Source organism: Enterobacter sp. AN-K1 (genome assembly GCF_020971765.1).
Taxonomy (GTDB): Bacteria; Pseudomonadota; Gammaproteobacteria; order Enterobacterales; family Enterobacteriaceae; genus Enterobacter; species Enterobacter hormaechei_C.
Map to the genome: position 1 here is coordinate 755,817 of NZ_CP087390.1, position 21,124 is coordinate 776,940.

The 21,124-nt window shown below is 54.0% G+C and carries 23 protein-coding genes; 6 read left to right on the forward strand and 17 right to left on the reverse strand.

The window, feature by feature from the left end; translation table 11 throughout:
* Positions 1–59: 59 nt before the first annotated feature.
* The 3 genes from folX to LOC22_RS03590 all read left to right on the forward strand — a co-directional run bounded on the left by folX (position 60) and on the right by LOC22_RS03590 (position 3,248).
* Positions 60–428, forward strand: a complete 369-nt coding sequence (folX, locus tag LOC22_RS03580) for a dihydroneopterin triphosphate 2'-epimerase (protein ID WP_003861432.1) — start codon at positions 60–62, stop codon at positions 426–428.
* 13 nt (positions 429–441) lie between these two features.
* The gene (locus LOC22_RS03585) at positions 442–1,335 is read left to right on the forward strand and encodes a TIGR01777 family oxidoreductase (protein WP_045343816.1); all 894 of its coding nucleotides are present in this window, start codon (positions 442–444) and stop codon (positions 1,333–1,335) included.
* Between the two features lie 92 nt (positions 1,336–1,427).
* Positions 1,428–3,248: an ATP-dependent nuclease gene (locus tag LOC22_RS03590; protein ID WP_230239365.1), complete on the forward strand. Its 1,821-nt coding sequence runs from the start codon at positions 1,428–1,430 to the stop codon at positions 3,246–3,248.
* A gap of 21 nt (positions 3,249–3,269) precedes the next feature.
* Here LOC22_RS03590 and LOC22_RS03595 read toward each other — a convergent pair whose 3' ends face one another.
* Entirely contained in the window at positions 3,270–3,521 is a 252-nt protein-coding gene (locus tag LOC22_RS03595; protein WP_045343822.1) for a helix-turn-helix transcriptional regulator, read from the reverse strand.
* A gap of 122 nt (positions 3,522–3,643) precedes the next feature.
* On the opposite strand from LOC22_RS03595, the gene LOC22_RS03600 reads away from it, so the two are divergent.
* Together LOC22_RS03600 and LOC22_RS03605 are read left to right on the forward strand one after the other, a co-directional pair.
* Entirely contained in the window at positions 3,644–3,904 is a 261-nt protein-coding gene (locus LOC22_RS03600) for a helix-turn-helix domain-containing protein (protein WP_045343824.1), read from the forward strand.
* 84 nt (positions 3,905–3,988) lie between these two features.
* Entirely contained in the window at positions 3,989–4,489 is a 501-nt protein-coding gene (locus LOC22_RS03605; protein WP_045343827.1) for a GNAT family N-acetyltransferase, read from the forward strand.
* 140 nt (positions 4,490–4,629) lie between these two features.
* On the opposite strand, the gene hisP is transcribed toward LOC22_RS03605, so the two are convergent.
* The 15 genes from hisP to pdxB all read right to left on the reverse strand — a co-directional run bounded on the left by hisP (position 4,630) and on the right by pdxB (position 18,700).
* Entirely contained in the window at positions 4,630–5,403 is a 774-nt protein-coding gene (gene hisP, locus LOC22_RS03610; RefSeq protein WP_003861426.1) for a histidine ABC transporter ATP-binding protein HisP, read from the reverse strand.
* Positions 5,404–5,412: 9 nt separating this feature from the next.
* Positions 5,413–6,126, reverse strand: a complete 714-nt coding sequence (locus tag LOC22_RS03615) for an ABC transporter permease (RefSeq protein WP_003861424.1) — start codon at positions 6,124–6,126, stop codon at positions 5,413–5,415.
* Entirely contained in the window at positions 6,123–6,809 is a 687-nt protein-coding gene (locus tag LOC22_RS03620) for a histidine ABC transporter permease HisQ (RefSeq protein WP_015572256.1), read from the reverse strand. Before LOC22_RS03620 ends, LOC22_RS03615 begins: the two co-directional genes overlap by 4 nt.
* A gap of 88 nt (positions 6,810–6,897) precedes the next feature.
* The gene (gene hisJ / locus LOC22_RS03625; protein WP_023295090.1) at positions 6,898–7,680 is read right to left on the reverse strand and encodes a histidine ABC transporter substrate-binding protein HisJ; all 783 of its coding nucleotides are present in this window, start codon (positions 7,678–7,680) and stop codon (positions 6,898–6,900) included.
* Positions 7,681–7,906: 226 nt separating this feature from the next.
* A complete protein-coding gene (gene argT / locus LOC22_RS03630) occupies positions 7,907–8,689 on the reverse strand; it encodes a lysine/arginine/ornithine ABC transporter substrate-binding protein ArgT (RefSeq protein ID WP_015572255.1) in 783 nt (260 codons plus the stop codon).
* Positions 8,690–8,979: 290 nt separating this feature from the next.
* Positions 8,980–9,549: a UbiX family flavin prenyltransferase gene (locus LOC22_RS03635; RefSeq protein WP_015572254.1), complete on the reverse strand. Its 570-nt coding sequence runs from the start codon at positions 9,547–9,549 to the stop codon at positions 8,980–8,982.
* A gap of 89 nt (positions 9,550–9,638) precedes the next feature.
* Positions 9,639–11,156, reverse strand: coding sequence for an amidophosphoribosyltransferase (gene purF / locus LOC22_RS03640; RefSeq protein ID WP_006811407.1), 1,518 nt, complete (start codon positions 11,154–11,156; stop codon positions 9,639–9,641).
* Positions 11,157–11,189: 33 nt separating this feature from the next.
* Positions 11,190–11,678: a colicin V production protein gene (cvpA, locus tag LOC22_RS03645; RefSeq protein WP_000262116.1), complete on the reverse strand. Its 489-nt coding sequence runs from the start codon at positions 11,676–11,678 to the stop codon at positions 11,190–11,192.
* 221 nt (positions 11,679–11,899) lie between these two features.
* Entirely contained in the window at positions 11,900–12,595 is a 696-nt protein-coding gene (gene dedD, locus LOC22_RS03650) for a cell division protein DedD (RefSeq protein WP_230239366.1), read from the reverse strand.
* A complete protein-coding gene (gene folC / locus LOC22_RS03655) occupies positions 12,585–13,853 on the reverse strand; it encodes a bifunctional tetrahydrofolate synthase/dihydrofolate synthase (protein WP_023295092.1) in 1,269 nt (422 codons plus the stop codon). The genes dedD and folC overlap by 11 nt, the downstream gene beginning before the upstream one ends.
* A 70-nt stretch (positions 13,854–13,923) precedes the next feature.
* On the reverse strand, positions 13,924–14,829 hold the full coding sequence (accD, locus tag LOC22_RS03660) for an acetyl-CoA carboxylase, carboxyltransferase subunit beta (RefSeq protein WP_014884667.1): 906 nt from the start codon (positions 14,827–14,829) through the stop codon (positions 13,924–13,926).
* 154 nt (positions 14,830–14,983) lie between these two features.
* Positions 14,984–15,643, reverse strand: a complete 660-nt coding sequence (locus LOC22_RS03665; RefSeq protein ID WP_003861406.1) for a DedA family protein — start codon at positions 15,641–15,643, stop codon at positions 14,984–14,986.
* A 28-nt stretch (positions 15,644–15,671) separates the two neighbouring features.
* Positions 15,672–16,484: a tRNA pseudouridine(38-40) synthase TruA gene (gene truA / locus LOC22_RS03670; RefSeq protein ID WP_048219725.1), complete on the reverse strand. Its 813-nt coding sequence runs from the start codon at positions 16,482–16,484 to the stop codon at positions 15,672–15,674.
* A complete protein-coding gene (locus LOC22_RS03675; protein ID WP_015572252.1) occupies positions 16,484–17,497 on the reverse strand; it encodes an aspartate-semialdehyde dehydrogenase in 1,014 nt (337 codons plus the stop codon). Before LOC22_RS03675 ends, truA begins: the two co-directional genes overlap by 1 nt.
* Positions 17,498–17,563: 66 nt before the next feature.
* Positions 17,564–18,700 (reverse strand): 4-phosphoerythronate dehydrogenase PdxB, encoded by a 1,137-nt coding sequence (pdxB, locus tag LOC22_RS03680; protein ID WP_017692991.1) that lies wholly within the window; start codon positions 18,698–18,700, stop codon positions 17,564–17,566.
* 111 nt (positions 18,701–18,811) lie between these two features.
* Between pdxB and flk the strand changes: the two genes are divergently transcribed.
* Complete coding sequence (gene flk, locus LOC22_RS03685; protein ID WP_230239367.1) at positions 18,812–19,816, forward strand: flagella biosynthesis regulator Flk; 1,005 nt, start codon at positions 18,812–18,814, stop codon at positions 19,814–19,816.
* Positions 19,817–19,903: 87 nt separating this feature from the next.
* Here the strand turns inward: flk and LOC22_RS03690 are convergent, their stop codons facing one another.
* The gene (locus tag LOC22_RS03690; protein ID WP_230239368.1) at positions 19,904–21,082 is read right to left on the reverse strand and encodes an MFS transporter; all 1,179 of its coding nucleotides are present in this window, start codon (positions 21,080–21,082) and stop codon (positions 19,904–19,906) included.
* Positions 21,083–21,124 lie beyond the last annotated feature (42 nt).

A 21,124-nucleotide genomic window follows, 5' to 3' on the forward strand; every position in this document is an offset into this window, starting at 1 on the left:
GTGCAGGTGTTTTCCTCATGTATGATGAGGTGAAAATACTGACACGGAGAAGACCTGCAATGTCCCAGCATGACGCTATTATTCGTATAAAAAACTTACGCTTACGCACGTTCATTGGTATCAAAGAGGAGGAGATCGCGAATCGCCAGGATATCGTGGTGAATGTAGTGATCCACTACCCGGCAGACAAGGCGCGTGCCAGCGAGGACATCAATGACGCGCTGAACTATCGCACGATCACCAAAAGCATCATCCAGTACGTTGAGAACAACCGTTTTGCGCTACTGGAAAAATTAACTCAGGATGTGCTCGACATCGCACGCGAACACCACTGGGTCACTTATGCTGAAGTGGAGATCGATAAACTTCACGCCCTGCGCTACGCCGACTCCGTCTCCATGACGTTAAGCTGGCAGCGCCAGGCGTAAACCTGGAGGTTGTATGAAGATCCTGCTCACCGGCGGTACGGGCCTGATTGGTCGCCATCTCATTCCACGTTTGCAGGCGTTGCATCACGACATTACCGTGGTCACGCGCAGCCCGGAGAAAGCGCGCCAGGTGCTGGGAGTCGGCGTTGAGATCTGGAAAGGCCTGGCGGAAAGGCAGGATCTGAACGGCTTTGACGCCGTCATCAACCTTGCTGGCGAACCTATCGCCGATAAACGCTGGACCGAAGAGCAAAAACAGCGTTTATGCAGCAGCCGCTGGAACATGACCGAAAGGCTGGTTGAGCTGATTCGCAACAGTGAGACGCCGCCTTCGGTGCTGATTTCCGGCTCTGCTACAGGCTACTATGGCGATCTCGGTGAAGTGGTGGTGACCGAAGAGGAGCCGCCGCACAACGAGTTTACCCATAAACTCTGCGCCCAGTGGGAGCGCATCGCCTGCGCGGCGCAAAGCGATCGTACCCGCGTCTGCCTGCTGCGCACCGGCGTGGTACTTGCGCCGAAGGGCGGTATTCTCGGTAAAATGCTGCCGCCGTTTAAAATGGGGCTTGGCGGGCCCATCGGCAATGGTCGTCAGTATCTGGCGTGGATCCATATCGAGGATATGGTCAACGGCATTCTCTGGCTGCTGGATAACGATCTGCGCGGGCCATTTAACATGGTATCCCCTTACCCCGTACGTAATGAACAGTTTGCTCACGCCCTGGGCCATGCCCTGCATCGCCCGGCGGTGCTGCGCGTGCCTGCGACGGCGATTCGTCTGTTGATGGGTGAGTCTTCGGTGCTGGTGCTGGGCGGGCAGCGCGCGCTGCCAAAACGGCTGGAAGCGGCCGGGTTTACGTTCCGCTGGTATGACCTGGAAGAAGCGCTGGGGGATGTGGTAAGATAAAATAAATAATGAGACATCTGACAGCATTTTAACTAGTGACTTATAGTAATTTTGTTAGGCTATAAAACAAATAAATCTATAAGGAAATTTAAATGCGTTTGGATAATTTAAGTATAAAAAATTTTAGAAAATTAAAAGACTGCACAATAAACTTTAGAGATGCAACGTTCTTAATTGGTTCCAATAATGCTGGAAAGTCTAGTGTTTTTAGGGCATTGCAATTACTCCATCAAAACATCAACCCTTCATCAGATGATTATTCTAAATGCTTTAATCAAGAACGTGATGATTACATAAAACAAGAAACGATAGAAATAATAGGAGAATACCATAATATTCCTGACGAAGCGGAAGCATGGATAGGTTTTAAGGGTAGAATCATTAGGAATGAACACCCTTTACCAGGAGAAACAACTAATAAAATTGTTTACAGGAAAGTGTGGAGTATTACAAGCACAAAACCTGAAATTTTCATAATGGAGAAAAATAAAAACAGAAGTGACAAGTATGTTGCAGCGCAAACCCCTTCAGAACTTGAAGGCGAGGATTTTACCATTGAATTTCTAATAGAGCATTTCGGGGTTGATAATTTAACGTCATCGTTGAATACAAAAGCAAATAAAGAAAAAGCAAACGAACTACCGCAACTATGGGATGTTGTTGCAGATTCTGAAGCAACTTGGGTAAAAAACCCAGGAGGCATTCCAGGAAATATAATATCTAAACTGCCGAAGGTAATTATCATCCCAGCCGAATCTTGCATGTCTGAATTAACCAACCAAAATGGTGCTCTATTAAATCTCCTAGGCGACCTATTCAAAAGTGTTAGAAACAAATCTGATAACTACACCCAAGCTCAGCAACATCTTTCCTTACTAGCCAGAGAAATGAATCCACAGGACAGGGAAACAGATTTCGGACGCTTAATACAAGATCTCAATAAGATGGCACATTCTTTATTCCCTAATGCATCTATACATGTTACCGCAAATTTAGATGATGCAGATAAAGTAATTAAACCATTATTTAATGTTGAGATGGAAAGTAATGTCAGAACTTCAGTAAGTTATCAAGGCCATGGGATTATTAGATGCACTGCTTTTCAGTTGATTAGATTTATACAAGATTATTTGAATGCGCATGAGGAATCCCAAAGATCAACAATTTTATGCTTTGAAGAACCAGAAATATATTTGCATCCTGCTGCTACAAGCCAGATGAGAGATACGATTTATCAATTCGCATCGGGCATAAGTCAAATTGTAGCGACAACACATTCTCCTTATATGATAAATTTAGGATCTGATACTAGTTTAAGCCTCACTAAATTCTCTGTAAGCGAAAATGATTTCACTTCCACACATTCTTTTAATCTTGAAAAAGCATTCACAAGTTTAACAGGGAATGAAAAATTAAATCTTAAAATGCTTCTGAAGATAGATGATTATATTGCTAGAATATTTTTTACAAATAAATGTATATTTGTCGAAGGTGATACAGAAGAAGTTGTGGTAAGAGAAACTATTAAAAGATTATCTCCGGAGCAAAAATCTATTGCTATAGGTAATTGCGAGGTTTTGCGCGTCAGAGGAAAGTCAGTTATGATTTCCATGGCTAAATATCTTAATGCATTAGGAATTGACTACATCTTTTTACACGATTCTGATATAGGCACACCTAAAGCGGAATTAATTAATCCATTGATTTTAGCCGAAACAGGTGAGGCACGTAGAATAATGATTAATAATTGTATAGAAGATCTTCTCGGCTATGATGCGCCTTCAAAGGATAAACCATATAAAGCATATAATTTTATACAGGACGAATGGGGAGCTGATTTTAGTACCCTTCCCCAAAACTGGCGAGATATATTTTTAAATCTACACTCACCTTATCTCGATCATCTCCGTTAAATAATTATCAAAGCCAACTATTTACGAGTTGGCTTTTTTATAATTTTCAATATATTCAGCCAAGTCATCCTCAACCGTATAAAAATAACAAGCCGGGATATTCAGCACATCCGCCAACTTGCATGCCAGTGCAAAGTCAGGCGTGTGGATCCCCTTCTCATACTGGTTCATACGTGCGCTAGCCGTCGCTTCATCAATCCCCGCAAGGATCCCAAGTTTTTGCTGCGATAGTCCGGCTTTCAGTCGCGCCGCTTTAAGTCGATGGGGAAGCATGATGACTCTTCAAAATCTGGAAATAGAGTCATGATTCTGGTATCCCGTTATTGAAATTGTACTAAGTATTACTTAGTATTTGTATCTGCAATTTTAACAAAATCATATATAAAGGAAAATGTATGAATAGAAATCAGGACATGCACCCAGCAGATATCATCGCCATGCTCCACAAGCGTAAGCTGTCACTTGCAGCTCTTTCACGCCAGGCGGGTTTAAGTTCTTCTACGCTTGCAAACGCGCTCTCCAGGCCGTGGCCCAAGGGGGAAAAGATCATCGCGGATGCTCTTGAAAGAGATGCGGCATCGATCTGGCCCAGTCGCTATTACGATCAATATGGCAACTATGTCGATCGTTCGAAGCTCATGAGAACCAAACGCTAGTCCCTCATCACAAAAATCCATTCTGTTTGCCAGTTCCATTCCGGTGTTAAGGTAATAAGCCTGATCCATCGGAATGGCGTAACTATGGCAACCATCACTACAACCCGGCTTCACCTCACCCCTTTCGAACCTTCTGACTGGGCGTTCTTCCGCTCTCTGCGTGAAGACCCCGCCATCATGCGCTATATGGCCGCTATCACGCCGGAAAAAGAGACGCGCCGCGTATTTGCCGCGCGCCTGATGGCGGAGCATGTCTTTGTGATCCGCCTGCATAACGACGTTACGCCGCTCGGGGATATCGGCCTGCAAATCAGTGCGGCGAACCGTGAAGAGGCGGATATTGGCTACACGGTTGTGCCTGCCGCGCAGGGAAAAGGCATTGCCAGCGAGGCGCTGCACGCGGTGTGCGAGTATGCATTTAACCAGACGGGCGTGAAGGCGATAAACGCGTACGTGCTGGCAGATAACGTTGGGTCGGTGCGGGTCCTTGAGAAAGCGGGTTTTGTGCGCACGCAGGTGCTGGAGAAGGCGTACGAGATTAACGGCGTACGGTATGACGACTGGGTGTATCGGCTGGAGTGTTGAATGCCGGGCGGCACTGCGTTTGCCCGGCCTACGGGTTTTGTAGGCCCGGTAAGCGAAGCGCCACCGGGCAATTGGGCGGCTCTGCGGCCTGATGCCCTCACCCCGGCCCTCTCCCACAGGGAGAGGGAGAAAGGCCAAACCTACTTCAACGAGCCTTTCAGGAACTGCTGCAACCGCGGGCTTTGCGGGTTCGCCAGCACCTCATCCGGATGACCCTGCTCTTCAATTTTCCCCTGATGCAGGAAGATAACGTGGTTAGAAACGTTACGGGCGAAGCCCATCTCGTGCGTCACCACCACCATCGTTTTGCCCTCTTCCGCCAGCTTTTGCATGATGCGCAGCACTTCGCCAACGAGTTCAGGATCCAGCGCGGAAGTCGGTTCGTCAAACAGCAACACTTCCGGCTCCATCGCCAGCGCACGGGCGATGGAAACACGCTGCTGCTGCCCCCCTGACAGGTGCACCGGATATTTGATCTGCTGCCGCTCGTCGATACCCACTTTCGCCAGGTATTTGACCGCACGCTCGCGGGCTTCCTGCTTGCTTAAGCCGAGCACCTGAACCGGCGCTTCCATCACGTTCTCCAGCACCGTCATGTGGCTCCAGAGGTTGAAGTGCTGGAACACCATCGTCAGGCGTGTACGCAGCAGGCGCAGCTGGTTTTTATCCGCCACTTTAAGCTGGCCGTCTTTATCACGGACCATATTAATGTTCTGTCCGCTCACCACAATCGATCCTTCGCTCGGCTTTTCGAGGAAGTTGATGCAGCGCAGGAAGGTACTTTTACCCGAACCTGATGAGCCGATAATACTGATCACGTCGCCCGCGTTAGCCTCCAGCGACACCCCTTTCAGCACTTCATGTTCGCCGTAGCGCTTGTGCAAATCAATTACGTTTAATTTGTTCTCAGCCATCATAAATTCTCAGTGCGTCGACGGTTTTATATGCTGCAACCAGCGTTTTTCAGCCTTACGAAACAGACTGATCAGGACGTAAGAAATGATCAAATAGAGCACTGCCGCAATGCCAAACGCCGTAAACGGCTGGTAGGTGGCAGAGTTAATATCGCGGGCAATCTTTAACAGATCCGGTACCGTGGCGGTAAACGCCAGTGCCGTCGAATGCAGCATTAAAATCACTTCGTTGCTGTAGGCCGGCAGCGCAATACGCAGCGCCGAAGGCAGAATAATACAGCGGTAGAGCTTCACGGACGAGAAGCCGTACGCGCGCGCCGCCTCGATCTCACCGTGCGGCACAGAACGGATGGCCCCGGCGAAGATCTCGGTGGTATAGGCGCAGGTATTGAGGGTCAGCGCCAGCACCGTACAGTTCAGACCGCTGCGGAAGAACGCGTTCAGCATCTCGGTGCCTTTCACGATCTCCAGCGTGTACATCCCGGAATAGAACACCAGCAGTTGCACGTACAGCGGAGTACCGCGAAACACGTAGGTGAATAGCCAGATAGGGAACTGGATAAATTTATTGTTCGACACGCGGCCAATGGCAAGAAACACCGCCAGAATGCCGCCCATTACCACCGAGGAGATCAGCAGCCACAGCGTGATGGCCACGCCAGTAAAGCGGTAGCCATCCGTCCACAGCAGGGATTTCCAGTACTCCTGAATAATCTCAATCACAGGTCAGCCCTCTTCACACCCACGGAGTAGCGACGTTCGAGCAGAAGCAGCACACCATTGGAGACGGTCGTAAAGACCAGATAAATTACGCCGCAGACCACCGCAAAATAGAACGGTTCCCAGGTGCTTTTACCCGCCAGCTGCGTGGCCTTCACCACATCTTCCAGACCCAGCAGGGAGACCAGCGCCGTAGCCTTGAGAATAACCTGCCAGTTGTTACCGATGCCCGGCAGCGCGTAGCGCATCATGGCCGGGAACATGATCCGGCGAAACGTTTGTGAGGAGGTAAAACCGTAGGCGGTCGCCGCTTCAATATGCCCTTTCGGCACGGCCATGTAAGCGCCGCGGAAAGTCTCAGTGAAATAGGCACCGTAGATAAAACCAAGGGTAATAATACCGGCCACCATCGGGTCGATATCGATCTGCTCCATGCCGATGGCATCCGTCACGCCGTTAAGTGCGATTTGCAGGCCGTAAAAGATCAGCAGCATCAGCACCAGGTCAGGCACGCCGCGAATCAGCGTGGTATAGCCTTCAAATATCAGCGCCAGCGGTCTGTTGGCGGATAATTTTGCCCCCGCGCCCGCCAGGCCTATCAGCACCGCCAGCACCACGGAGCTGATAGCCAGCTCAAGGGTGACAAGCGCGCCCTGTAAAATAACGCCAGAAAATCCGTACAGCATACCGCGTGCCCTGTCGTCTCGTGAGTGGTGGAACCGTGTCTTTTCCCCTCCCGCAACGGGAGGGGCCGCACGTTATCAGACGGGGCGATTAGCCGCCGTAAACGTTAAAATCGAAGTACTTTTTAGCCAGCTTGTCATAGGTGCCGTCCGCGCGCATCTCGGCGAACGCTTTGTTCAGGGCTTCACGCAGTTCGTTGTCTTCTTTACGCAGGCCCATACCGGTACCGACGCCAAAGAGTTTTTCGTCCTTAATGGACGGACCGCCGAACTTGTAATCTTTACCCACAGGCTGTTTCAGGAAGCCTTCGCTTGCCGCCACTTCATCCTGGAATGCCGCGTCAATACGGCCTGCCGTGAGGTCTGCGTAGATGTTTTCCTGGCCCTGGTAAGAGACAATTTCAATCCCCTTTGGCGCCCAGTGCTCGTTGCCGTAGGTTTCCTGCGTCGTACCCTGCAACACGCCCACGCGTTTGCCTTTCAGAGATTCAAGGGTTGGCTGAATGTCAGAGGATTTCGCCACCACCAGACGTGAGTCCGCCGCATAGAGTTTGTCCGTGAAGGCAATCTCCTGCTGACGTTTTTCTGTGATGGACAGGGAGGACATGATCACGTCAATTTTCTTCGCTTTCAGGGACGGGATCAGCGCATCCAGCGGGTTTTCAACGTAGGTACATTGCACTTTAATGCGTTTGCACAGCTCGTTAGCCAGATCAATGTCAAAACCGACCAGTTCCCCCTTCGCATTCTTCGATTCGAAAGGCGCATAGGTTGGGTCAGTTCCAATACGAATTTTCTGCGGAATTGCTGCGAATGCCGCGGTGGCGCTGGAAAAAGCCAGTACCAGAGAAAGTGACAACACCAGTTTTTTCATATCTGTCCTCAACAAACTGTCTTAATACGAGATTTTTACGACGACGGGGTGTTGTTAATGTGCCATTAATCCCCTCATTCAGGCAAAGATTAATGCCTTTGAACGGGAATTTTTGCATTTTAAATGCTTAACTATGCACACAGCGATCCAGTATGGTGCATGTGTTGCACCATACTGGAACATAACCCCGTTAAGATGCACCACTTCAGTGCATCTTATTCAGGCATTAATCACCGTAGACGTTGAAATCGAAGTATTTCTTCGCCAGTTTGTCGTAGGTACCGTCTTTACGCAGCTCATTAAACGCTTTGTCGAAGGCGGCTTTCAGCTCGGTATCATCCTTACGCAGGCCAATACCGGTACCGTCGCCAAAGTATTTTTTGTCTTTTACCGACGGGCCGGCAAAGGCGTACTCTTTACCCGCAGGCTGTTTCAGGAAGCCTTCGCTCGCGGCGACTTCATCCTGAAACGCGGCATCCAGACGGCCTGCCGCCAGGTCAGAGTAGATTAGATCCTGGTTCTGGTAAGCCACAACATCGACGCCCTTCTCGCGCCAGTTAGCATTGGCGTAACCTTCCTGGGTCGAGCCCTGAAGCACGCCAACATGTTTGCCTTTCAGCGAGTCGATGGTCGGCTGGATTGGCGAGCCTTTCGCGGCAATCAGACGTGAGTCGGCAGCGTAGAGCTTCTCAGAGAAGGCGATCTCCTGCTGACGTTTTTCCGTGATGGAGAGAGAAGAGATAATGGCATCAATTTTCTTGGCTTTCAGCGACGGGATCAGCGCGTCAAAGTCACTGCCCACCCATGTGCATTTCACTTCCATGCGTTTGCACATCTCATTTCCCAGATCGATATCAAACCCCACGAAGTCGCCTTTCGCATCCTTGGAGGAGAATGGCGCGTAGGTTGCGTCTGTACCGATACGAACTGTCTGTGGAAGCGCTGCATAGCTACTTGCTGCTGCACTCAAGCCCACGAGCAAAGACAGAGCCAGAACCGTCTTCTTCATACATTTACCCTCAAGAACCGTGATTTTATTATGGTTTATGTTGTGTGTTGTGTTGCAGGCTGTTCTTGCAGGTCTTATGCCACATTGTCGTCGGGTTAAAATTTCGACGTTAAATATGTTAATAAAACGTTGCGATACTGCCTTAATGGTGAAAGATAGCAGGTCTGCCGAACGAACCGGAAAGAGAAAAAGGGAAAAAGCGAATTAAATGTCGAGGATATGATCGCGGTTGCAGTTTTGCCCTGAAACAGGGCAAATTGTCTTTTCATGCACCTTGTTTGTGCACAGCTTCACGCCCCCTGCCAGCGGGTAAAGAGATCTTCCGGCAGGTCGATATCGAACTGATCCAGTACGCGGTTAACGGTCTGGTTGATGACATCGTCCAGCGTTTGCGGACGATGATAGAACGCGGGGACCGGCGGCATAATCACGGCCCCCAGTTCGGCTGCCTGCGTCATTAAACGCAGATGTCCCAGGTGCAGCGGCGTTTCCCGCACGCAAAGCACCAGAGGACGACGCTCTTTCAGCACCACATCCGCTGCACGCGTCACCAGCGTGTCGGTATAGCTGTTTACAATGCCGGAAAGAGTTTTAATCGAACAGGGCAAAATAACCATGCCGGCCGTTTTAAACGAGCCCGAAGAGATGCTGGCGGCGATATCGCGGGCATCGTGGACAACGTCAGCCAGGGCCTGAACGTCGCGCAGTGAGAGATCGGTTTCAAGAGAGAGGGTCTGACGCGCCGCCTGGCTCATCACCAGATGGGTTTCTACGCCTGCAACGTCACGCAGCACCTGTAAAAGCCGGACGCCATAAATCGCGCCGCTGGCACCGCTGATCCCTACAATGAGTCGTTTCATGATTTTCGCCCTTGCTGATTTCAGGGCAGACTGTGCAGGATTTTACGGGGAGTTGCAAGTGAGGGCGAGCGCCCTCACCTGCATACGCATCAACCTTCGTTGTGCATCTCTAAGCTTTCGAGATCGTTTTGCAGCTGGACGGCTTTCGCATCGTCGTTACGCAGCGAATCCAGATAGTCGAGATACTGCTGGTCAACGTCTTTCGTTACGTAGATCCCATTGAATACCGAGCATTCGAACTGCTGAATATCCGGGTTCTCGGCGCGCACCGCGTCGATCAGATCGTTCAGATCCTGGAAAATCAGGCCGTCGGCACCGATGATCTGCCGAATTTCGTCTACTTCACGACCGTGAGCAATCAGCTCGTTAGCGGTTGGCATATCAATGCCATACACGTTCGGGAAGCGAATTTCCGGCGCTGCGGAGGCGAGATACACTTTCTTCGCCCCGGCCTCACGCGCCATCTCGATGATCTGCTCAGACGTCGTGCCGCGCACAATGGAGTCGTCCACCAGCAGCACGTTCTTGTCGCGGAACTCGGCACGGTTAGCGTTCAGCTTACGACGTACGGACTTACGACGCAGCTGCTGGCCCGGCATGATAAAAGTGCGGCCCACGTAGCGGTTTTTTACGAAGCCCTGACGGTACGGCTTGTCCAGAATACGGGCAATTTCCAGCGCGATATCACAGGAGGTTTCAGGGATTGGGATCACGACATCAATGTCGAGATCGTCCCACTCGCGGGCAATCTTCTCGCCCAGCTTCGTCCCCATGTTGACGCGCGCGCTGTAAACGGAAATCTTGTCGATGAACGAGTCCGGACGCGCGAAGTAAACGTATTCGAACAGGCACGGGTTGCTCACCGGGTTGTCGGCGCACTGACGGGTAAACAGCTGGCCCTTCTCAGTGATGTAGACCGCTTCGCCTGGCGCGACATCACGCAGGAATTCGAAGCCCAGAGTGTCCAGCGCCACGCTTTCGGAGGCAACCATGTACTCGGAACGGCCATCGCCGAGGTCACGTTTGCCGAGCACCAGCGGGCGAATGCCATTTGGATCGCGGAAGGCCACCATGCCGTGACCGATGATCATCGCCACGCAAGCATACGCGCCACGGATCAGGCGGTTAGTCGCGGCAACGGCGGCAAAAATGTTGTCTGCTTCCAGCGGATAATGGCGGAAGTTATCCAGTTCGCTGGCAAAGATATTGAGCAGGATTTCAGAATCAGAGGTGGTGTTAATGTGGCGACGTTTCTCTTCGAACAGCTTTTTACGCAGCTCGTGGGCATTGGTCAGATTGCCATTGTGGGCAAGCGTGATGCCATACGGGGAGTTAACGTAAAAAGGCTGAGCCTCAGAGGCGCTGGAACTGCCAGCAGTAGGATAACGAACGTGACCGATCCCCATATTACCTTGCAGACGCTGCATATGGCGGGCTTCAAACACATCGTTTACCAGGCCATTCGCCTTGCGTAAACGGAAGCAGTTGTTTGCGTCAATGGTGATGATACCCGCAGCATCCTGCCCACGGTGCTGAAGCACCGTTAACGCGTCATAAATCGACTGGTTTACCGGCATGAAACCGGCGATACCGACAATACCGCACATTCGTCTTTTCCTCGTTAAGCCACATCTCAGGGTTTATGCCCTGGGCAAGAAACTCGACGAGCTTTGCAGATAGTCAAAGAACCATCTGATGATGAAGCTGAACTCCGGAATGAGCTGCGATTTTTGCCAGTCTTCACTTTTGGAGAACCCGGTAAAGGTATCCAGGAAGAACAGGATCGCGGCCACAATGAGCACGCCTCGCAACGCGCCGAAACAGATGCCGAGTACCCTGTCCGTTCCTGACAGACCGGTTTTCTCGACCAGCTGACCTATCACGTAATTGACGATAGCGCCGACAATCAGCGTCGCGATAAACAGCACCGCGATGGCGATTCCATTTCGGACCAGTTCATCTTCAAAGCCCGTGAACCAGACAGACAGGTAAGTGTAGTAATGACTGGCAACAAAGAAAGCACAACCCCAGGTTACCAGCGATAACGCTTCACGAACAAAGCCACGGATCAGGCTAACCAGACAGGAAAAACCAATCACCGCAATGATGGCGTAATCAATCCAGACCATATGTGTCCCACGATTAAACGCCCTGTCATCCAGTTCGGGGCGAATTCTAACAGAAAAAGAAAACGTTTGCGTAGGGATTTCCTTCCCACGCGTAAATAAAAAAGGCGCTGAAAAAATGCTCAACGCCACCGCACCTTTGACGTTTCTGTGAACGTCTGTCTCCCCCTCACCCCGGCCCTCGCCCCTTTGGGGAGAGGTTTAGGGTGAGGGGGTAATTTCTATCAGTTTGCGGTGTAGTTCATCACCACACCGCTCAGGCCGGAGATTTGCTTCAGCTCGCCAAGCGAACCTTTGAGCTTATCTTTAGACGCATCCGGCCCCACGAGGATACGGGTAATTTTACCCTGTACTGGCGTGGTGGGTGAAGTATAAACACGGTATCCCGCGCCGCGCAGTTTACTCACGATCTCATTGACCTTATCTGCATTTTTCAACGCACCGAGCTGAACGACATAGGCTTTACCCGTAGGGGCGGCCTCCTGCTGGGTCTGTTTGGCCGGTGGCGGCGTTTCCGTTGCCGCAGCCAGCTGCTCGTCGGCTTTGTCACGCTGCGGTTTAGGCTGCGTTTTCTCTACCGGCTTCGGTTTTTCAACCGGTTTGGGTTGCTCTACCGGTACAGGATCGATTTCAACGTTGTTATTCGCGGCCAGACGCGACGGATCAAGAGACGGCGCGGCTGCATCACCTGCGCGCACCTCTTCCGCTGCACCTTCTGGCGGCTGGGCAGGCAGCGCCTGCGTTGCCGCTGGCAGCATATCGGGCTCGTCGCGATCGCCCGGTTTGGGTACCAGCGGAATGGCCGCAAATTCATCCTGGTAATGCTTTTTTTGCCCGTCGAGCAGTCCCGGGAGAATAATCACCCCGAGCGCGACCAGCACAATGGTTCCTGTTAAACGGTTCTGAAACTTACTCGCCACCGGTTCTCCCCGCGTCCATCACTTCCATGACATGTGCCACCGTGTGGAATGACCCACACACCAGCACGGTATCTTCTGGTTTAGCCTCCGCCATCGCGGCACGCCAGGCCGAAACCACACTGCTGTAGATTTCGCCTTTGCCGAGATGTTCCATCAACTGCTCAGCAGTCGCGCCGCGCGGCCCTTCCAGAGGAGCACAATACCAGCTATCGACCACACTCTCCATGCAGGCCAGCGTGCCGCCGATATCTTTATCATGAAGCATACCGATAACCGCCAGCACGCGCCCGGTTTTTGGTAACGATTTGAGACGTCCTGCGAGGTACGCCGCCGCATGCGGGTTATGTGCAACATCCAGAATCAGACGCGGTGACTCACTCACAATCTGAAAACGTCCCGGTAACAGTGCGTTCTGAATGCCGTCGCGGATTGCCTGCTCGCTTACCGCTAATCCGCTGGCGCGCAGGGCTGCCAGCGCAGTCGCCGCGTTAGGCTGTGGCACCTGCGGCAGGGGCAGATTCTCCAGCACGCCCTGCGCATCGCTGAAGCGCCAGCCTTTGTCCTGCACCTCATACTGCCAGTCCACGCCGCGACGCAGCAGACGAGCGCCCTTCTCTTTCGCTACCTCAGCAATGGTATGCGGCATGTCCGGTTCGCCTACCACGGCAGGCTTATTGGCCCGGAAAATACCGGCCTTCTCACGGCCAATGCTCTCGCGGTCCGGGCCCAGCCAGTCGGTGTGATCCAGCGCGATGCTGGTGACGACGGCGACATCCGCATCCACCATATTGGTGGCATCCAGACGCCCGCCCAACCCCACTTCCAGGATCACCACGTCCAGCTGCGCCTGCTTAAACAGCCACAGCGCCGACAGGGTGCCGTATTCGAAATAGGTTAATGAGGTTTCGCCGCGCGCAGCTTCGATAGCGGCAAACGACGCCGTATGGGCGGATTCCGCCAGCTCGGTGTTTTGCACGCGCACGCGCTCGGTATAGCGCACCAGATGCGGCGAGCTGTAAACGCCAACCTTGTACCCCGCCGCCATCAGGACAGATTCCAGCGTGCGGCAGGTGGTGCCTTTACCGTTAGTGCCGGCCACGGTAAATACGAAAGGCGCGGGTTTCAACACGTCAAGACGCGCGGCAACCTGGCTTACGCGCTCAAGGCCCATGTCGATAGTTTTACTGTGCAGGTTTTCCAGATAAGAAAGCCACGCGGCCAGGGGCGACGTGGCTTGAGGAATGCTTTTATTTTCCATGATGCCCGGTTGTCATTAACGGTTTAGAAAGCAAAAGGGCAGCGCCATTCGGCCCTGCCCTTTTCAGTTATCAGGCCTCGGGTTCCTGATCCGGTACCACCACGCCTTCGCGCGGCTCGTCCGGGTTCGGCGCCGGCAGATTCATCAGCTTCGCCAGGACGCTTGCCAGTTTCAGGCGCATTTCCGGACGGCGGACGATCATGTCGATGGCGCCCTTCTCAATGAGGAACTCACTGCGCTGGAAGCCCGGCGGCAGTTTCTCACGTACGGTCTGCTCGATAACGCGAGGACCCGCAAAGCCGATCAGCGCTTTTGGCTCAGCGATGTTCAGGTCGCCCAGCATCGCGAAGCTTGCAGAAACGCCGCCCATGGTTGGATCGGTCAGTACCGAGATGTACGGCAGACCGCGCTCCTGCATTTTCGCCAGCGCCGCAGAGGTTTTCGCCATCTGCATCAGGGACATCAGCGCTTCCTGCATACGTGCGCCACCGGAGGCGGAGAAGCAGATCAGCGGGCAGTTGTCTTCCAGCGCCTGCTCAACGGCACGCACGAAGCGCGCGCCAACCACAGAGCCCATTGAGCCGCCCATAAAGGAGAACTCAAACGCGGCGGCAACCACCGGCATCTCGTGCAGGGTGCCTTTCATGACGATCAGCGCGTCTTTCTCGCCGGTCTCTTTCTGCGCAGAGGCCAGACGATCTTTGTATTTTTTGGAGTCGCGGAACTTAAGCACATCTTTTGGCTCCAGTTCGCTGCCCAGTTCTACCAGAGAACCTTCGTCCAGCAGGCTATGCAGGCGGTTGCGCGCCGACATACGCATATGGTGGTCACACTTCGGACACACCTCAAGATTGCGTTCCAGCTCTGCGCGATACAGAACCTGGCCGCAGCTATCACACTTCGTCCATACCCCTTCAGGAATGCTCGCTTTACGCGTTGGGGTAATGTTGCTTTTAATTCGTTCAATCCAGCTCATTGATAACCTTTCTGCCTGAACCTGGTCGTATGCCAGTTTTGCTGTAAGAGGCGAATAATGCCATTTTTGCCTCCAACAGACCATGAATGTTGCACATTAAAACATAACAGCCCGAAACTTTGGATAAAAAAGTGGTCGAACCGCCAGCATGCATTTACTTCGCTTGCTTTGCCGCCGCGCGTTTGTGACGGATAATTTCGATGACGCCAGGCAGTACGGAAAGCACAATAATCGCTACAATCAGTAACTTAAGGTTTTCCTGAACCACCGGCAGATCGCCAAACAGGTAGCCTGCATAGGTGAACAGCAGCACCCACAGCAGCGCGCCCACCACGTTGTACATGGCAAAATGACGATAGGACATGTGACCCATTCCCGCCACAAACGGTGCAAATGTACGCACAATAGGCACAAAACGGGCAAGGATAATGGTCTTACCGCCATGGCGCTCATAGAACGCATGGGTCTTATCTAAATAACTGCGGCGGAAAATCTTCGAGTCCGGATTACTGAACAACCGCTCGCCAAACACCCGCCCGATGGTGTAGTTGACCGCATCACCAACAATCGCGGCGATGATCATCAGGACCACCATCAGATGGACATTCAGGTCATTCGTTGGCAGTGCGGATAACGCGCCCGCCACGAACAGCAGTGAATCTCCCGGCAGGAACGGCGTAACCACAAGGCCGGTTTCACAGAACAGAATGAGGAACAGAATGGCGTACACCCAGACGCCGTACTGCGCGACCAGCTCCGCCAGGTGAACATCAATATGCAGGATGAAATCAATCAGAAAACGTATTACGTCCATATTGTCTAAGCCCTAATTGCACCTTTGTTTAGTCCGCTAAAAACAGCGGGCCCATTGGCGGTTTTGGCAGGTCGAACCGGTCCGGATAATCCACCGAAACCAGATACAGACCTTCCGCTTTCGCCGTTGCTGCCGCAAGCGTTCTGTCCTTCGCTGCCAGCAGTTCTGCAATCCAGCTCTCCGGCTGGTGTCCGGCGCCCACATCCATCAGGCTGCCTACAATATTCCGCACCATATGATGTACAAAGGCATTGGCTTTGATATCCACCACCACATACGCGCCATAACGACTGACGTTAATGTGCATGACGTTACGCCACGGCGTACGGGACTGACACTGCACCGCACGAAACGACGTAAAATCATTCTCTCCAATCAGACACTGCGCCGCACGCTGCATACGTTCTGCATCCAGCGGTTCATAAAAATGCGTCACGCCCTGGCTTAACACCGCCGGGCGCAGGCGCTGGTTATAGATGACATAACGGTAGCGCCGCGCCGTCGCGCTGAAACGCGCGTGAAAATCATCCGGCACAGCTTTCACCCAACGCACGGCAATGTCACCAGGCAAATTCGCATTTACACCCAGCGTCCAGGCCGCGTCTTTGCGCACGGCGGTGGTGTCAAAATGCACCACCTGCCCCGTGCCGTGAACGCCGGCATCGGTGCGGCCCGCACAGAAGACGCTTATCGGTTCGTTCGCCACCTGAGAGAGCGCTTTCTCCAGCTTCTCCTGGACGCTGCGCACCTCATTCTGCCGCTGCCAGCCATAGTATTTACTGCCATCGTATTCAATGCCGAGGGCAATTCTGTGGACCGGCTTTTGTTCCACATCTGACATCAGTACAGATACTCCTGCACCAGTTTTTCCGCGATTTTGACCGCCATCAGCGCGCCGCCAAAACGCACGTTGTCGGCAACGGACCAGAACTGCACCTGCTCCGGCATACCGTAATCGTTACGCACGCAGCCCACAGAGAGATGCGCGCTGCCGGTGGCGTCGCCCACCTGCGTCGGGAATTCGCTCTCTTCGGACAGGACAATGTCCTCACCGCGGCCAAACGCGTCGCGGGCTTCTTCAGCCGCCAGCGGACGCAGGGCTTCAAACCCGACCATCTGCGCGTGGCCGTAAAAGACCGGAGACTGCACGACATTCGCGGAGATCATCAGCCCGTCATCCTGCAAAATTTTGCGTGCTTCATCGACGATACGACGCTCTTCCCGCACCGAACCTTCACGATCCGGCAGCAGCGGCAGCATGTTGAACGCCAGCTGGCGGCCAAAGAAATCATCTTCGTCGATCGGGATACCGTTCAGCAGCTTCGCGCTCTGCCCTGCCAGTGCGTCTACGGCTTTTTTACCGTTAGCGGAGGCTGAAAGCAGGCTGGTCACGGAAATACGCGACAGGCCACCGTCGTCGATCAGCGGCTTCAGCGCGGTCAGCAACTGGCTGGTGAGACTGTTCGGTACTGCAATGATGTTGCGGTTGCGGTAGTCAGCCAGCACAAACGGGTTGACGTCCGGCACCACCAGCGGCACATCCGGCTCCAGGGAGAACAGGCCGCTCAGGTCGATCACCAGACAGCCTGAATTTGTCGCTTCTTCAATGTAAGACGCCGTGGCTTCCGCACCTGCGGCAAAAAACGCCAGCTGAGCCTGCGTCCAGTCAAACGCGGCGGCGTCCTGCACCATCACGGATTTGCCGCCGAAACGCAGATGTTCTCCTGCGCTGTCGGTACGCGCCAGTGCGTAAATCTCACCCACCGGGAACTGACGCTCAGCAAGGGTTTCAAGCAGGGCTTCGCCCACGGCGCCAGTGGCACCCAAAATGGCAATGTTCCAGCCTTCAGACATGGTGGTTTACTCCAGAAATAAAAAGCGTCCCTGCCGGAATATCCGACAGGGAGCATTAAGAAGACATTAACGTGCCGGGTGGTGAACGGCGTTAAATCCCAGTTTATGCAGCAGCCCCGCCGCTGACGCGTCATCGCACATGACATACAGGGAAGACCACTCGCGGCGCTCAAGGTAATTTTTGCGCAGCTTGTCAAACTCACCCGGAATACCCGCCACTTTACGCAGCAGCGCGTCATCGCGGCGCACATCATACACCAAATGCACCAGTCTTTTCAGCGTTGCCTCATCCAGCGGGCCATGAAGGGTAATGCGGCCAAATTCCGGGGCGGGCAGCAGCGTATCCAGCGCCACCTGCTGCGGATGGCCGATAAAGGCGCTGTAAGCCTCAAACACCTGGGTTGTGCCACGCGCTTTGCCTTCAAGGGTATAACCCGCGATATGCGCGGTACCCACGTCCACCTTATTCAGCAAGGCGACGTTGAGATCCGGCTCTGGTTCCCAGACGTCCAGCACGACGCTAAGCTCTTGTCCTTCGTCGAGACATGCCAGCAGCGCCGCGTTATCCACCACCGGTCCCCGGCAGGCATTTATCAGAATAGTGCCAGCCTTCAGACGGCGGATCAGCTTTTCGTCGGCCAGGTGCAGAGTCTTGTACGGCCCCTCTTTAAAGAGCGGCGTATGGAAGGTGATGACGTCGCACTCGTCGACCAGCTCATCCAGCGTGCGGAAGTCGCCTTCATCGCCGTTATCCTTACGCGGCGGATCGCACAGCAGGGTGCGGATACCCCAGGCTTCCAGACGCTTTTGCAGACGTCCGCCCACGTTGCCCACACCCACAATCCCGACGGTGCGGTCTTTCAGCGCAAAACCATCGCGCTCGGCCAGCATCAATAGCGAGGAGAAAACATATTCCACGACGGCAATGGCGTTACAGCCTGGCGCCGCGGAAAAACCAATCCCCGCCTGCTTAAGCCACTGGTCATCCACATGATCGGTCCCGGCCGTTGCCGTCCCGACAAATTTAACCCCTTTGCCGGTGAGCAGTGCCTCATTTACTTTGGTCACCGAGCGCACCATCAGGGCGTCTGCATCGTCCAGTTCGCTGACCGGAATCGGGCGACCAGGGACAGCCTTAACCTCACCCAGGCGGCTGAACAGCTCACGGGCGTAAGGCATATTTTCATCAACGAGGATTTTCACGTCTGAGTACCTGTTTGAGAGGAAGTAAACCTGCCAAGTGTGCCATAATCTCGCCGCCGGGCATATATCTCCGCCCGGTTACGCAGAGTTTGACTTTAAGGATTTTTGACGATGCAGCCCATTTCAGGTACGCCTCCGCGCCCTCCGGGTGAAGGCCCCGTAACGCCCAACACGCCAGGCGAACAACCGCTCTCCACGCAGCAACGCACCGTACTGGAGCGTCTGATCACGCGTCTTATTGCGTTAACCTCACAGCAAAACGCAGAGGTATGGGCCGGCGTTAAGCACGATTTGGGCGTAAGAAACGATGCGCCGCTACAGTCGCGCCATTTCCCTGCCGCCGAACAAAACCTGAACCAGCGTCTTACAAGCGCACAGCAGCAACATACTACCCGCCAGATTATCTCGCAGCTGACCGAGCTATTGGGCCAGGGGAATAATCGCCAGGCGGTGAGTGATTTTATCCGTCAACAGTACGGTCATACCGCCCTGAGCCAGCTTTCGCAAGAACAGCTGAAAACCGTGTTGACCCTGCTGCAAAGCAATCAGCTTTCTATCCCGCAGCCGCAACAGCGCCCGTCTACAGAGCGGCCATTGCAGCCTGCGGAGCATAATACGCTCAAGCAGATGGTCACTAAGCTGGCTGCCGCTACCGGCGAACCCACAAAGCTTATCTGGCAATCCATGCTGGAACTTTCCGGTGTGAAAGCGGGCGAGATGATCCCGGCAAAACAGTTTACCCATCTGGTCACCTGGCTCCAGGCGCGTCAGACGCTCAGCACCCAGAGCGCCCCGACCCTGCACAGCGTACAGGCGGCGCTGAAACAACCGCTGGAACCGCACGAGTTCGATATGATTCGGGATTACGCTCAGCAGAGCTGGCAGGCTACGCCGCAAACGGTGCTGACCACCGCGCAGGTGCAGGATGTGCTCAATCAGATCTTCGTTCGCCGCGCCGAGCGGGAAGGCGGCGTGCTGGAGGTAAGAAACATTCAGCCGATCTACAACCCGCTGTTTGCCCCCGTAGTTGATACGTTCAAAACGCTTTCTGCCCGTCCGGGATTGATGTTGATCGCGTTGGTGATTGCGCTGGCGATTTTCTGGCTGGTTGCTTGAGGATTTGCCCGGTGGCGCTTCGCTTACCGGGCCTACAACGGCTCGAACAGTAGGCCGGGTAAGGCGAAGCCGCCACCCGGCAACATACTACCGCTTGCGAAACGCCACCAGCGTCACCACAATTCCCACCACCGCTGACACCGCACCGGCCAGGAAGACGGAAGGATAGCCAAACGACGTTGCAAGCAGCCCCGCCAGCGGCCCGGTGACCCCATATGAGATATCCTGAAACGCCGCATAGCCGCCCAGCGCCGTGCCGCGCACCTGCGGAGCCACGCGCTTCACCACTTCAACGCCCAGCGCCGGGAAGATCAGCGAGCAGCCGCAGCCGGTTAACGCCGCACCCAGCAGCGCAACGGATGCAGAGGGAGCCTGCCAGAGCAGTACCAGACCCACGGTCTCAATGACAAGTGACGCCACGGCCACCTTCACGCCGCCAAAGCGATCCGGCATCCAGCCAAACAGCACGCGCATCAATACAAACGCGCCGCCAAAGGCCGTCAGCGTAAAGCCCGCCATCGCCCAGCCGCGGCTCATGAAATAGAGGGAGACAAAGGTACCAATAACCGCGAAGCCCACCCCCTGAAGCGCCAGCCCAAGCCCCGGCAGCCAGATTTGCCCCACCACGCTCCACAGCGAAGGACGCTCGCCTTTATGGGCGGGCACCTTACGCACCGAACCGTTAAACGCCCACGCCAGCAGCGGCAATACCATGGTGGTGCCTGCCAGCGCCGCAAAACCAAACTGGCTGTGGATCAGCAGCCCCAGCGGTGCGCCTGCCGCCAGCGCGCCGTAAATCGCCATCCCGTTCCAGGACATCACTTTTCCGGAACGCGCAGACCCCACCAGCCCCATTCCCCAGGTAAGGGTGCCGGTCAGCAGCTGGCTTTCGCCAAAGCCGAGGATCAGGCGCCCTGCCACCAGCAGCGCGAATTTATACGCTGCATCTATTGGCAACAGCGCCGCCAGCAGCCAGGCTCCCCCCGCCAGCCCGCAGGCAAACATGCCCTGCAACGCCGAGCGTTTTGCGCCGTGCTGATCCGCCAGGCGACCGGCGTAGCCCCGGGTTAATACCGTCGCTAAAAACTGAATGCCCACCGCAATGCCGACCATGGTGTTGCCATAGCCCAGCTCCTGGTGAACGAACAAGGGGATCACCGGCAGCGGCAGGCCAACGGTCATATAGGTCAGAAACACCGCAAAGGCGATGCGGAAAAGGGAAAGGTTCCCGGAAGGAGCGCTCTTCTCAGGGGTAACAGCCTTCATGCATAACTCCGTGTTCAGGCATAAAAAAAGGGAGCCGCGCGG